The organism is Streptomyces flavofungini (genome assembly GCF_030388665.1).
Classification (GTDB): Bacteria; Actinomycetota; Actinomycetes; order Streptomycetales; family Streptomycetaceae; genus Streptomyces; species Streptomyces flavofungini_A.
On record NZ_CP128846.1, the window covers coordinates 4,356,885 to 4,369,720 of the forward strand.

Annotated in this window: 14 protein-coding genes and 1 pseudogene; 5 read left to right on the forward strand and 10 right to left on the reverse strand. The window is 71.6% G+C overall.

All coding sequences use genetic code 11. The annotated features are described in order from the left end of the window. Positions 1-228: 228 nt before the first annotated feature. Together QUY26_RS18050 and QUY26_RS18055 are read right to left on the reverse strand one after the other, a co-directional pair. A complete protein-coding gene (locus tag QUY26_RS18050) occupies positions 229-417 on the reverse strand; it encodes a DUF397 domain-containing protein (protein ID WP_289947895.1) in 189 nt (62 codons plus the stop codon). Then, positions 414-1,232 (reverse strand): helix-turn-helix domain-containing protein, encoded by an 819-nt coding sequence (locus QUY26_RS18055; RefSeq protein ID WP_289947897.1) that lies wholly within the window; start codon positions 1,230-1,232, stop codon positions 414-416. The genes QUY26_RS18050 and QUY26_RS18055 overlap by 4 nt, the downstream gene beginning before the upstream one ends. Before the next feature lie 78 nt (positions 1,233-1,310). Here QUY26_RS18055 and QUY26_RS18060 point away from each other — a divergent pair, with 78 nt between their 5' ends. Further along, complete coding sequence (locus QUY26_RS18060; protein WP_289947899.1) at positions 1,311-1,721, forward strand: hypothetical protein; 411 nt, start codon at positions 1,311-1,313, stop codon at positions 1,719-1,721. Here the strand turns inward: QUY26_RS18060 and QUY26_RS18065 are convergent. Both QUY26_RS18065 and QUY26_RS18070 read right to left on the reverse strand, forming a co-directional pair. After that, the gene (locus tag QUY26_RS18065; RefSeq protein ID WP_289947901.1) at positions 1,718-2,818 is read right to left on the reverse strand and encodes a sensor histidine kinase; all 1,101 of its coding nucleotides are present in this window, start codon (positions 2,816-2,818) and stop codon (positions 1,718-1,720) included. The genes QUY26_RS18060 and QUY26_RS18065 overlap by 4 nt on opposite strands. Continuing rightward, the gene (locus tag QUY26_RS18070) at positions 2,805-3,500 is read right to left on the reverse strand and encodes a response regulator transcription factor (RefSeq protein WP_289947904.1); all 696 of its coding nucleotides are present in this window, start codon (positions 3,498-3,500) and stop codon (positions 2,805-2,807) included. The genes QUY26_RS18065 and QUY26_RS18070 overlap by 14 nt, the downstream gene beginning before the upstream one ends. Before the next feature lie 153 nt (positions 3,501-3,653). On the opposite strand from QUY26_RS18070, the gene QUY26_RS18075 reads away from it, so the two are divergent. From QUY26_RS18075 to QUY26_RS18085, 3 genes and pseudogenes are all read left to right on the forward strand, one after another. Next, entirely contained in the window at positions 3,654-4,238 is a 585-nt protein-coding gene (locus QUY26_RS18075; protein ID WP_354670695.1) for a M15 family metallopeptidase, read from the forward strand. Continuing rightward, entirely contained in the window at positions 4,235-5,356 is a 1,122-nt protein-coding gene (locus QUY26_RS18080) for an endonuclease/exonuclease/phosphatase family protein (protein ID WP_289947907.1), read from the forward strand. Before QUY26_RS18075 ends, QUY26_RS18080 begins: the two co-directional genes overlap by 4 nt. A 74-nt stretch (positions 5,357-5,430) precedes the next feature. Then, a pseudogene (locus QUY26_RS18085) lies at positions 5,431-5,592 on the forward strand (dihydrofolate reductase family protein); the annotation flags it as partial. Between the two features lie 49 nt (positions 5,593-5,641). On the opposite strand, the gene QUY26_RS18090 reads toward QUY26_RS18085, so the two are convergent. From QUY26_RS18090 to QUY26_RS18100, 3 genes are all read right to left on the reverse strand, one after another. Beyond that, the gene (locus tag QUY26_RS18090) at positions 5,642-6,301 is read right to left on the reverse strand and encodes a DUF5063 domain-containing protein (RefSeq protein WP_289947909.1); all 660 of its coding nucleotides are present in this window, start codon (positions 6,299-6,301) and stop codon (positions 5,642-5,644) included. Continuing rightward, entirely contained in the window at positions 6,294-6,893 is a 600-nt protein-coding gene (gene recR / locus QUY26_RS18095; protein ID WP_289947910.1) for a recombination mediator RecR, read from the reverse strand. Before recR ends, QUY26_RS18090 begins: the two co-directional genes overlap by 8 nt. A 167-nt stretch (positions 6,894-7,060) precedes the next feature. Further along, entirely contained in the window at positions 7,061-7,402 is a 342-nt protein-coding gene (locus tag QUY26_RS18100) for a YbaB/EbfC family nucleoid-associated protein (protein WP_087885156.1), read from the reverse strand. Positions 7,403-7,689: 287 nt separating this feature from the next. Here QUY26_RS18100 and QUY26_RS18105 point away from each other — a divergent pair, with 287 nt between their 5' ends. Then, entirely contained in the window at positions 7,690-8,433 is a 744-nt protein-coding gene (locus QUY26_RS18105) for an SLATT domain-containing protein (protein ID WP_289955813.1), read from the forward strand. 134 nt (positions 8,434-8,567) lie between these two features. Here QUY26_RS18105 and QUY26_RS18110 read toward each other — a convergent pair whose 3' ends face one another. The 3 genes from QUY26_RS18110 to QUY26_RS18120 form a co-directional block, all read right to left on the reverse strand. After that, positions 8,568-9,218 carry a hypothetical protein gene (locus QUY26_RS18110; protein WP_289947913.1) on the reverse strand — a complete coding sequence of 217 codons (651 nt, stop codon included), beginning with the start codon at positions 9,216-9,218 and terminating at the stop codon, positions 8,568-8,570. 97 nt (positions 9,219-9,315) lie between these two features. Beyond that, complete coding sequence (locus QUY26_RS18115) at positions 9,316-11,763, reverse strand: dolichyl-phosphate beta-glucosyltransferase (RefSeq protein WP_289947915.1); 2,448 nt, start codon at positions 11,761-11,763, stop codon at positions 9,316-9,318. Continuing rightward, the gene (locus QUY26_RS18120; protein ID WP_289947917.1) at positions 11,760-12,533 is read right to left on the reverse strand and encodes a GntR family transcriptional regulator; all 774 of its coding nucleotides are present in this window, start codon (positions 12,531-12,533) and stop codon (positions 11,760-11,762) included. Before QUY26_RS18120 ends, QUY26_RS18115 begins: the two co-directional genes overlap by 4 nt. Between the last annotated feature and the right edge of the window lie 303 nt (positions 12,534-12,836).

A 12,836-nucleotide genomic window follows, 5' to 3' on the forward strand; every position in this document is an offset into this window, starting at 1 on the left:
TCGAAGCTCGCAATTCGATCCGTAGGTCTAGGCCTCGGTACCGGTGTTGGCGCACCGGCCGGGGCCGTTTCTTTGTCGCGAACCTAGGCCGACTTTACGTTCCGAAGCAAGCTGACCACGGAACGTCACCCTTGAGGGTGATGCACCGTTCAACTCCCTTAGCGGGTGGGTTGGTTGGGTCTGAATTCAACCAACCAAACCCCGGGGGAAGAGCTCGGGTCCCGGGGCTCAAGCTCCGGGCCGACCTGCGGAGATGAAGGCCTTCCAGGCGGGGGGAGAGACGTTCAGGCGGGGGCCTGCGGTCTGCTTGGAGTCGCGTATGTGGACGGCGTCGGGTTCGCCGAGGGCGACTTCGACGCAGGCATCGCCCTCGTCGTCGCTGTAGCTGGACTTGAACCATCGCAGTGCTGCGTTCATAGGGCACCCACCATCCGCTCGATGAAGCGGGACGACTCATCCGGGTCGAGAGCCACTGTACGCAGCATGCCGAGGCGCTCAATGTGCGCGCTCACCACCTCGGGGTCGGCCGTCAGTTGGCTCACCGACTGTCCCGTCGAGTAGGCGAGACGTTCGTGTTCACGGGTTTCCAGCAACACCATGGGCCCGATGAGGGCGGTGGACGTCGCCCGCTCGTAAGGCAGCACCTGCAACTCGACGTTGGGCAGCTCCCCCATCTCCAGCAGGTGGTTCAACTGCTCCTTGTACACATCCGGGCCGCCCAACGGGCACCGCAGCACCGCCTCGTAGATCACGAAGCTGAACGACACCGGGGGCTTGCACGTGAGGAGCGCCTGCCGTTCCAGCCGAGCCGCGATCCGCTCTGCAGCCGTTCCGTCATCGACCGGCGGGCGGCGGTTGCCGATGAGGAAACGTACGTAGGCATCAGACTGCAACAACCCTGGGATCAGGGCGATTTCGTACCACCACAAGCTGATCGCATCCCGCTCGTACTGCATGAAGTCCTGAGCCCTAGCCGGAAACGGCTCCCGCCTCACATAGTCCTTACCCGCGCTCAGCAACCCTTCCGCATGGCACAACTCATCGGCCACATCCAGGACCCGGGCCGTCGGCATCCGTACGCCCTGCTCCATCGCCTTGATGGTGTCCGGCGAGTAGTTGGACGCCGCCCCCAGCTCCTCGCGCGTCACGTTCGCCTTGGTGCGCCAGCGTTTCAGCTGGTTGCCGCCGTACCTCCACGTACCGGGAGACGTGGAGTTGTACTGGACCGACACAGCGGCCACCTCCCACAGCTACACGTGCGCGTGTCACCCCGCAGTCACTACCGAGCGTAGCCCGCCGGGCAGCACGGTGTGACCATGAACTACGCGATTCACTGGCCCGACTGGGTCCCGGTGGCGGGCCACCAACTCCGGGTGTCCGGCGTGCACTTCGACGCGCTGCGCGTCCCCGGCGTACGCGGGGAGCTGGTGGCGGCGCGCCTGATCGAGGAGGCGGACGGGGACGCGGGCCCCGTGATCTGCGAGGCCGTCGGCTTCCGGTGGATGTACTTCCTGGTGGCGCCCGGCACGGCGAGGGGGTACGCCTGGCCGCTCGGGGTGCAGCGGTTCGGCGGGGCGGGCTGCCGCACGGTGACGTACATCGGCGTACCGGCCCTGGACGGCAACACCTGGCCGCTGCGCTGGTACAGCGAGCCGACGCCGACGGCGCCGTTCGTGGACGCGGCGATGCTGCGGGCGGCGCTGGAGTGCGCGCCCGCCTAGGCTCCGGGGCCAGGCCCCCTCGGCAGCTCCACGGTGACGCGGAGCCCGCCCTCGGGGCGCGGGGCGAGGGTGAGGGTGCCGTCGTGCGCGTGGGTGATGGTCTTGACGATGGCGAGGCCGAGGCCGAGGCCCGCGTGGTCGGCGGTGTGCAGGCGTTCGGCACCGCGCTGGAAGGGTTCGGTGAGGGTCGCGGCCAGCTCGGCGGAGACCTCCTCGCCGGTGTTCTCGACGGTGAGCGCCACCGTCCTGGGGCGCAGGGCGGTGGTGACCCACACCGTGCCGCGCGCGGGCACGTTGTGGACGATCGCGTTGTGCACGAGGTTCGTCGTCAGCTGGAGCAGGAGCGCCTGCGAGCCGGACGTCGGGGTGATGTCGCCGGAGGTCTCCAGGGTGACCCCGCGCTTCTCGGCGAGGGGGAGGAGGGTTTCGGTGGCCTCTTCCGCCATCAGGGACAGGTCGACGTGTTCCCGGGTGAAGGCGCGCTGGTCGGCACGGCTGAGCAGGAGCAGGGCCTCGGTGAGGTCGATGGCGCGGGTGTTGACGGTGTGGAGGCGGTCCATGACTTCCTTCGCGTCATGGTCCGGATCGGTGCGGGCCACGTCGATCAGCGTCTTGGAGACGGCCAGCGGGGTGCGCAGCTCGTGCGAGGCGTTGGCCGCGAACCTCCGCTGCTCGCCGACGTGCGCTTCGAGGCGCGCGAGCATCGCGTCGAAAGCGTCGGCGAGTTCGCGGAACTCGTCCTTGCGGCCCGGCATGCGGATCCGGTGGGAGAGCGATCCGTCGGCGGCCATGCGGGTGGCGTCCGTGATGCGGGTCAGCGGGGCGAGCATGCGACCGGCGAGGAACCATCCGCCCAGGAGTCCGAAGACCAGCAGGAACACCATGACCCCGGCTGCCGTCGGCGCGAACCCGCGCACCATGTCGGTGCCCGGAGTCTGTCTCCACGCCCCCTCCTCGTTGGTCCGCAACCATCCCTGGCTCAGCAGGAAGAACCCCGCGGCGCCGATGAGCAGCACCCCCGCGAGCATGAGGAATCCGGTGTAGCTGAGGGTGAGCTTGAGGCGGACGCTCAGACCGGACCGCCTAGTCACGGTCATCGCTCCCGCGCCCGGTGCCGGGCGTCGTGTCGATGCGGTAGCCGACGCCCGGCACGGTGGCGATGAGCCAGGGTTCGCCGAGGCGTTTGCGCAGGGCGGAGACCGTGATGCGGACGGCGTTGGTGAACGGGTCGGCGTTCTCGTCCCACGCGCGCTCCAGGAGCTCTTCGGCGCTGACGACACCGCCTTCGGCGGCGACGAGGACTTCGAGGACCGCGAACTGTTTGCGGGTGAGCGCGACGTAGCGGTCGTCGCGGTAGACCTCGCGGCGGAACGGGTCCAGGCGCAGGCCCGCGATCTCCCGCACGGGGGGCCTGCTGTGGGCGCGTCTGCGGTCGAGTGCCCTGAGCCTGAGCGCGAGTTCACGGAGCTCGAAGGGTTTCGTGAGGTAGTCGTCGGCGCCGAGTTCGAACCCGGAGGCCTTGTCGTCGAGGCGGTCGGCCGCGGTGAGCATGAGGATCGGCATGCCGCTGCCGGAGGCGACGATGCGCTTGGCGATCTCGTCGCCCGACGGCCCGGGCACATCGCGGTCGAGTACGGCGATGTCGTACGCGTTGACGCTCAGCAGCTCAAGCGCGGTGTCGCCGTCACCCGCGATGTCCGCCGCGATCGCCTCCAGGCGCAGGCCGTCGCGAATGGCCTCCGCCAGATAGGGCTCGTCCTCGACGATCAGCACACGCATGACACAGACGCTACAAGCGGCCGCATATCGTCGGCATATCGAAAACCGCATACCCGCCCGCAACACCCCGGTTCCTTCACTGGCGGTATGACGCGAACTCCCTCATCAGCGCGAACAGCGCCCCATCGGACGCGATGGCTCCTCTTCCTCTTAGTGGCCACGGCCGTCACCATCACCGTCCTCGTCCACCAGGCACGCAAGCCCTCGTCCTCCCTCTCGCCCCCGTCCTACGGCTCCGGGGCGTCCCCGAACGGCGCCGCCCGGGGTGAGGTCCGTGGCCCGCTCACCGAGGCCGACGGCGTCGTCCCCGACCACGTGACGATCCACGACGACGGGATACCGGCCGTGGCCCGCCTCGACGAGGGCCTGCGCGACGCCCTGCGCGAAGCGGCGGGGGACGCCTCGGACGACGACGTCGACTTCTACGTCAACAGCGGCTGGCGCTCACCGGACTACCAGAACCAGCTCCTGCGCGAGGCCGTCGCCAAGTACGGCTCGAAGGACGAGGCCGCCCGCTGGGTGGCCACCGCGACGACGTCCCCGCACGTGGCGGGCGACGCGGTCGACATCGGGGACTCCGACGCCCAGAAGTGGCTGTCCGCGCACGGCGCCGCGTACGGGCTCTGCCAGATCTACCGCAACGAGCCCTGGCACTACGAACTGCGCGACCACGCGGCCGACCGAGGCTGCCCCCACATGTACGCCGACCCCACCGAGGACCCGAGGACACGGCAGTGACCAGCACCATCCCGAGCACAGCCCCAGCCACAGACACGGGCACGGACACAGGCACGGACACGGACACAGACACCGGCACCGGCACCGGCACCGGCACCACGCCTTGGCGCGCCGCCCTCCACCGGGCCAAGCGCGCCTGCTCCCGCCCGGACCCCTGGAAGCGCGGCCCGCTCCTCACGGCCCTCGCCCTGCTCCTCGGCCTCTTCCTCCTCCTGCACGCGTGGATCCCGAACCGCATCGGGAACGTCGGCAGCCTGGTGGAGACCTTCCTGCCGTGGTTCGGCCTGTTCGTCCCCGTGCTGCTCGCCGGGGCGCTCTGGCGCCGCTCCGCCGCCGCGCTGTGCGCGCTGCTGCTGCCGGTCACGGTGTGGCTGAACCTCTTCGGCGGGCTGCTCGACGACAAGTCCCAGGCGGGCGGCGACCTCACCGTGGCCAGCCACAACGTCGGCGCCGAGAACCCCGACCCGGCGGGCACCGCCCGCGACCTGGCCGCCTCCGGCGCGGACGTACTGGCCCTCGAGGAGATCAGCGCGCAGGCGAAGCCCCGGTACGAGCAGGCGCTGGCGAAGGCGTACCCGCACTACGTGGTCCTCGGCACGGTCGGCCTGTGGAGCAAGCTGCCGCTGTCGGACACCCGGCCGGTCGACACCGAGCAGGACGTGGGGCCGCTGGGCGACGCCAAGCCGGCCGACGTCACGCTGACGGACAACCGGGCGCTGCGGGCCACGGTGGCCACGGACCAGGGCCCGCTCGCGGTGTACGTGGCCCACCTGGGGTCCGTGCGGGTGGTCCCCGGGGACGGCTTCGCGACCGGGCACCGGGACCGTGGCGCGCGGGCGCTCACCAAGGCCGTCGCCGCCGAGCGGAACGAGCGGGTGGTGCTGCTCGGCGACCTGAACGGCGCCCTGGACGACCGCGCGTTCGCCGGGCTCACCGCACGGATGGACTCGGCCCAGGAGAAGGCCGGGGACGGCTTCGGCTTCACCTGGCCCGCGCGGTTCCCCGTCGCCCGGATCGACCAGATCCTGGTCCGCGGCGTACAACCGCGGGGCGCCTGGGTGTTGCCCGCCACCGGCAGCGACCACCTGCCGGTGGCCGCCGGGATCGACTTCCGATGAGTTCGCGCGTGGCTCGCGGTCTGAGCAGTCAGGGATCGTGACGGGCACCAAACGCCGGGGACGCAAGGCAGATCGCGGGCCTGATCGACCGCTCCCACCTGCTCGTCTTCCCGCTCCTGCTCGGCGCGGGCAAGCGGCTTTTCAGCAGCACGGACAAGGACACCCAGAAGCTGAGGCTCGTCGAGCACGAGGCGTACGCCAACGGGCGGCAGCAGAACGTCTTCGACGTCGTCCGCCAGGGCCCGCCGCCGGGTCGGCGCGCGCCGACCCGCACCCGTGCCTTGCCTAGGTCGCGGGGCGCAGCCCCAGCGGGCCCGCGATCTCCTCGGCCATGACCTTGCCCGCCTCCTCGGCGAGGGCGTCCTCCATCAGGTCCTCGTCGGTGTCCAGGCCGTCGAGGTCCTCCAGGGGCTGGTTGAGCCGGACGTGGGCGACCAGGGACTGCAGGGCGCGCAGACAGGCGGAGGCGGTGGAGCCCCAGTTGGAGAAGTAGGAGAACTGCCACCACCACAGGGCCTCGGTGGTGCGGCCCTCGCGGTAGTGCGCGAGGCCGTGGCGGAGGTCGGTGAGGACGTCGGCCAGGTCGTCGGAGATCCGGCAGGCCACGGGGGCCTTGCGGGGCTCGTAGGGGTCGAAGACCTCGGAGTAGACGTCGATGGGGTCGAGCAGCCGGGCCAGGCTCTCGCGGAGGTCGTCGACGTCGGCCTCCGGGCCGAGGTCCGGTTCGTAGCGCTCGTCGGGGACGATGTCCTCGTGCGCGCCGAGGCGGCCGCCCGCGAGCAGCAGCTGGGAGACCTCAAGGAGCAGGAAGGGGACGGCCGAGTCCGGCTCGTCGCCCTTGGCGATCTCCGTGACCGCGACGATGAAGCTCTCGATCTGGTCCGAGATCTGGACGGCGAAGTCGTCCGGGTCCTGGGTGATCGCGTGCAGCGTGGCGTCAGACATCTAGGAGTCGTCTCCCCTCGAAAGCGCGGCCCAGGGTGACCTCGTCCGCGTATTCCAGATCTCCCCCGACCGGGAGTCCGCTGGCCAGTCGGGTCACTTTCAGGCCCATCGGCTTGATCATGCGCGCGAGGTACGTCGCCGTCGCCTCGCCCTCCAAGTTCGGGTCCGTGGCCAGGATCAGCTCCGTGACCGTGCCGTCGGCGAGGCGCGCGAGGAGTTCCCTTATCCGCAGGTCGTCCGGGCCCACGCCCTCGATCGGGCTGATCGCGCCGCCGAGCACGTGGTAGCGGCCGCGGAACTCACGGGTCCGCTCGATCGCCACGACGTCCTTCGGCTCCTCCACCACACAGATGACGGCGGGGTCGCGGCGCGGGTCGCGGCAGATGTTGCACAGCTCTTCCTGCGCGACGTTCCCACAGGTCGCGCAGAAGCGGACCTTGTCCTTGACCTCAAGGAGGGCGTGCGCGAGCCGGCGCACGTCCGTGGGCTCGGCCTGGAGGACGTGGAAGGCGATCCGCTGCGCGCTCTTGGGACCGACGCCGGGCAGCCTGCCCAGTTCGTCGATGAGGTCCTGGACCACGCCTTCGTACACGGATTGCCTTCCTGTCTCCGGCCGCCTGCCTCGGCTCGCCGGATCTTCAGTCTTCGGGGCTCAGGGAGCTTTTGTACGTACCGTAGTTGGCCGTCGGCCGACATAGAAGGGAAGCGCGGGCCACAACGGCGGCCCGGGCGCGACCCCGCCACGCGGCGGGCGACGTCCTAGAACGGCAGGCCGGGGATGCCGCCGCCGCCCAGACCCTGGGCGAGGGGGCCCAGCTTCTGCTGCTGCAGCGCCTGGGCGTTCTCGTTCGCCGCCTGCACCGCCGCGACCACCAGGTCCGCGAGGGTCTCCGTGTCGTCCGGGTCCACCGCCTTCGGGTCGATCACGAGGCCGCGCAGCTCACCCGAGCCGTTGACCGTCGCCTTGACGAGGCCGCCGCCCGCCTGGCCCTCGACCTCGGTCCGCGCGAGCTCCTCCTGCGCCTTGGCGAGGTCCTGCTGCATCTTCTGGGCCTGCTGGAGCAGCTGCTGCATGTTGGGCTGGCCACCACCGGGGATCACGATCAGCTCCTGGTTCCTCTGGTCCGTATGGCGGGATTTTCCCGTCTGGCACGAGCCTACGTGGTCACTGCCGCACGCGCCCCAGCACTCCGGCCACCACTCTTTCGGGTGAGTTTGCCCCAGCTCCTATACCTGATCAAGCGCCCCTTCCAGGCGGAAAAGCCGCGAAAACTGCCGCATAGCCACCCATTGGGCGGTAGGACTGGATGCCGCGCAGCGGCACCAGCCAATTACGTTGCGCCACCAAGCGGAAGCCGAGGGAGTGCCGGGTGAGCCACCAGCCGGAGATGCAGCCTGAGGGGGTGCCCCATGACGGGGACGGTGCCGGTGCGGGGACGCCCGGGGCGGCGCCCGGTGACCTGGTGGGGCGATCGTTTCCGCAGGGCGACTGGGGAGAGCCCGCCGAGCGCCTCGACGAGCTGTACCGGTGGGTGGAGCGAGGGGCGCTCGACACCGCCGGGTGGTATCTGCGCGACCGCACGCGCAAGCGGCTCGGGGCGCGGCTGCTGCGGGGCGGGGCGGCGCTCGGGGGCGCGGGGGCGGGGGTGCTTCCGCTGCTCGATCTCGCCGGGGGCGCGGAGGGCGTGGCCACCTGGGGATTCGTTTCGCTGCTCGCCGGAGTGGCGTGCGTGGGGTGCGACCGGTTCTTCGGGCTCACCTCCGGGTGGATGAGGGACGTCGCCACCGCGCAGGCCGTGCAGCGGCGCTTGCAGGTGCTGCAGTTCGACTGGGCTTCGGAGAGCGTGCGGGAGGTGCTCGGGCCCACGGAGGGGACCGCCAGTGAGGCGGCCGAGCGGTGCCTCGGGGTGTTGCGGCGCTTCACCGAGGACGTGACGGAGCTGGTGCGGGCCGAGACGGCCGACTGGATGGTGGAGTTCCGGAGTGGGCCCGCGCCGCTGGTGATGCAGGGGGCCGTGCCCGGGGGTTCCGGCGGGGCGCCCCGGGAGGGTGGGGGTGGGCCCGGGCGGTTTCCGTTGCCGCCCGGGGCGCGGCCGAACATGCCTCGGCAGCGGCCGCCCGAGCCCAGGTAGGCCGGGGGCCTTGGGGGACGTCCCGCGCGGGTGGGACGGGCCGCCGCCGATCGGCCTGCGGCCTCGTCCTCAAACGCCGGACGGGCTGACTTATCCCCAGGGCGGGCCGAGGGAAGCAGCCGCGCCGCAGGCCCTCAGCTGTAGATGATCATCGAACCCTGCGCCAGGCTTCTCGTCGTCGCCGCGTGCAGGCCCAGCCAGACGTGGCGTTCGCGGGCGAAGGGGCTCGGGTCGTGCGGGGGTGGGGTGGCCGGTTCTTCCAGGGTGGTGGGGGCCTGGGGCGGGGCCGGGGGGAGCGGGGGGTTGGCCGGGTCTATGCCGATGGCGGGGGCCACGAATTCCAGCTCGCGCAGGAGGGCCTGGGAGGAGCCCAGGGGGCCGCCGCCGGCGAGGAGTTCGTCGTTGGACAGGGGCGCGGGGAAGTCCACGGGGACGTACGCGCCCGCGTGGTCGTAGTGCCAGACCAGGTGGGACTGCTGGGCGGTGGAGTCGAACATCTCCAGGAGCTGTTCGTAGTCCCCGCCGAGCTCGTCGACGGGGGTGACCTCCAGGCCGCAGATCTTCAGGAGGTAGGCGCGGCGCAGGAAGTGCAGCGCGTCGTAGTCGAAGCCCGCGACCGGGGCCACGTCGCCGGAGAGCCCCGGCATGTACGCGTACACGGGCACCGCCGGAAGGCCCGCGTCGCCCAATGCCTTGTCGTACACGGCGAGTTCCTCGGCGAAGGGGTTGTCGGGGCTGTGGCACAGCACGTCGACGAGCGGGACCAGCCACAGGTCGCAGGCCAAGAAATCCTCCCAGGGTCGGTGAAGGGGGCCGGACGGGTTCCTACGGACGTAGCTACCGTGCGTGTCGTTCCGGCAGCGTAGTGGCACCGGGGCCTGCTCAGCCTCCCCCGTGCACGTCCCAGATCCACACCCCGTCTACCCACTTTGCGCGCTGCCCAAGGAGGTCGTCGACCGTCGAGCGCAACGCCGCGTCGCCGGGCTGCGGTGCGAGGACGAGGAGGCCCGCCTTCCAGTACCGCAGGTCGACGCGGGCCGCCTCCCGCCAGGCGTCGGTGATCCGCACGGCCTGACCCGAATTGCGCACGTCCCGCAGCAGGTTGGAGGTGTTGCGGGGCGAGGCGCCGTAGATGCCGACGCGGTCCGGGCCCCAGGGTCCGTTGAAGTAGCCGCCGGGCAGCCGGAACCCCAGGTCGGCGGTGGTCTGCCAGTGCAGGGCCTCGGCGTAGGCGGGGTCGGGAAGGGGCACCGGTACGAGCGTCTCGCCGGACGCCGTGTCGACGTACCGCTTCCAGGTGCCGTCGGCGATGAACGGGGGCACCTCGGCGCGATCGACGGCCTTGAGGGGCAGCGGCAGGAGCGGGACGAGGGCGAGGGCGACGGCGACGAGCCCGGCGTACCGCAGGCGCCGCCCCCACACCGGCCGGCCCTCGGCGCCGCGCGCGACCAGGCGCCCCAGCGCGAGCGCCACCAGCATCCCCAGGGCGGGCGCGCACACCATCGCCACCCGCGATTCGATGACCGACTCCAGCAGCGGCTTGTCGGAGAGCAGCGCCCACGGCCCCGACAGCACGACGTCGGTCAGCGGGATGCGGAACTTCGGGCCGAGGGACAGGAACGCCGCCGCGACCGCCGTGAAGGCGAGCGCCTTCACCACCGCCTCGCGCCACAGCCACACCACGATCAGCAGGGCGAGGGCGACGAGCGGCCAGCCGTAGAAGGCGTTCTGCTCGGTGGGGTTCATGGACAGCGAGGCCGCGGTGTCGGCGTCGCCCGCGAGGGAGCGCTCGGCGAAGGAGAGCAGGGCCAGCGGGCTGTTGCCCGCGTTGTCGCCGTGCAGGACGCTCTTGTAGCTCTGCGGCCCGAAGAACTGCCACCACAGGGGGAACGCGACCAGGGGCAGGCAGACGGCGAGCCCGATGCCGATGCCCCGGGCCAGCGGCCGCCAGGCCGCCCGCGCCACGTCGCGGCGCACCACCGCGTACGCCACCGTGAACAGCAGCATGCCCATCGCGGCGAGCAGCAGCGGCTCCTCGCCGAGGAAGATCTGGTACGTCGCGAACAGCCCGAGGACGACCCCGTCCCGTACGACGTTCGTGCCCTCGCAGAGCCGCAGCGCGCGGTCGATGATCAGCGGGACCATGAACAGGACGATGAAGTTCGGGTGCGCGTGCGCGTGGCTGATCATCGGGGGTGCGAAGGCGGCGAGGGCCGCGCCGACGGCGGCGGCGCCCCGGTGGCGCACGAGGCGGCGGACGATCAGCCAGTACCAGGCGAAGGCCGTCCCGGCGAGGCCGAGGGTCATCGCCAGATTGAGGCTGACGGCGGGGCCGAAGAGCCAGGTGACGGGCGCGAGCGGGACGGAGAGCCCGAGCATGACCGTGTTGGCCATGAGGTTCACGCCGTCGGGATACCCCTGCAGATCCGTGAACAGGGGGTTCTGGAGATGCCGCACGTTGTGTGCCGTGACCTCGAAGAACCACTCCCACTGGTTCTGGTCCTGGAGGGAGTGCGGGAGGTAGCGGTGGTCGGGGGATATCCAGCGGGACGAGTACAGGACCGTCGTGAAGGCGACGAAGAGGGCGGCGACGAGGAGGTCGGCGCGGCGCACGGAGCGGACCTTGAGGGCGGAGACCTCGGCGAGCACCCGGACGTAGTCGCCGGGCCTGACCTTCGAGCCCTCCTGGTGCGACCAGCGCACCGGGACCTCCGCGACCGGCCAGCCCTCCCGCCGGAAGTGGTGCAGGATCTCCACGTCGATGCCCCAGCCGCTGAGGCGGGACGCGGCGAAGGCCGCGCGGGCGCGGTCGCCGTCGAAGAGCTTGAACCCGCACTGGGTGTCGCGGATCCCGGGGACGGCGACCGTGCGTATCAGGAAGTTGCCGCCGCGGCCGAGCAGCTCGCGCAGCCGGTGCTGGTGGACGTCGATCGTCGCGCCCGGCCGCGCGCGCGAGCCGACGGCGGCGGCGTACCCGTCGGCGAGCGCCTTCTCCAGGGCCTCCAGCTCCTCGATGGGCGCCGCCAGGTCGGCGTCCGTGACGAGGACACGACGGCCGTACGAGGCGAGGACGCCCTGGCGCAGGGCGTGGCCCTTGCCCTGGTTGCGGCCGCCGCGGAGCAGCTGGATCCGGGGGTCCGCGGCGGCGGCCTCGGCGGCGATCTCCGCCGTCCGGTCCGTGGAGCCGTCGTCGACGACGATCAGCTCCCACTGCGGGCGCCCCGCGTCGGCGGCGGGCCCGTCCAGGTAGGCGCGGATCGCGTCCAGGGTGGGGGCGAGGCGGCGTTCCTCGTTGTAGGCGGGGATGACGATGCTGAGGTCGACGCTCATGCGGGGGCCTGCGGGGGGTGGGGGCCGGGGTGGCTGTGGGGGCGGCCCCGCCGGGGGCGGGCGTGGTCGCCGTCGTCCGGGCGGGCCAGGCCCTCGACGAGAGCCAGCGAGTGCGCGTTGTACTCGGCCACGATCGCGTGCGCGAGGACGGCGTCGCGGCAGGTCAGTGCCTCCACCAGGTCCAGGTGCCGGGACCAGAGGCGGCCGCGCAGGTCACCGCCGCGCTCCACCTCGCGGCGCAGGTGCGGGACCGCGCACACCCAGGACTGGACGCGCAGGCGGTGCAGGAAGTCCGAGAGGTAGGCGTTGCCGAACAGGGCGCTCAGTTCGCGCCAGAAGCGCAGGTCGTAGCCGATGAGGACGGTGAGGTCGCCGGCCGCCGCCGCGCGGGCCGCCTCCTCTCCCCTTCGGCGTACGGAGACGAAGCTCACCGCCGGTACGGCCTGGTGCGCCGCCGTCGTCGCCACCTCGCGGAAGATGGCGTCCGCGATGAGGCTTCTGGCCTGGAGCATGCCCCGGTAGTCGGCCAGGGTGTGCTCGTGCACGCGGAAGCCGCGGTGCTGCACGGAGTCGAGGAGGCCCTGCGCCGAGAGGTTCACCAGGGCCTCGCGGACCGGGGTCGCGGAGACGCCGTACTGGTCGGCTATCTCCTTCACCGTGAACTCCTGGCCCGGCACGAGGCGGCCCGCGAGGATCTCGTCGCGCAGGGCGTCGGCGATCTGCTGGCGCAGGGTGCTGCGGATGACGGCCGGGCCGTCGGGTCCGGGCATGGTGGTGGGCCTCCCCCTACGCGCTTCTCTGACGTGGGCGTCCATGAACGGACGCGGGCAAGTTCTGGTCACTTACGAGCACGTCAGACTACGTGGTCGGGGCTCCCGTGCCCCATGACCGATATCACCGCACGTCACAGGCCATGGGCCTTGGGGGTGTGCCCCTCCCCACACGGTACGGGTGCCGTCGGGGCGGGGGCTCCCCTCTCCCGACGTCATGGGGCCGTCGGCCTGGGCCGTGCCCTCCCTCGTCGATACGGAGCCGTCGGCCTGGGGCGTGTGCCCACCCGTGCCGCCCCTGGC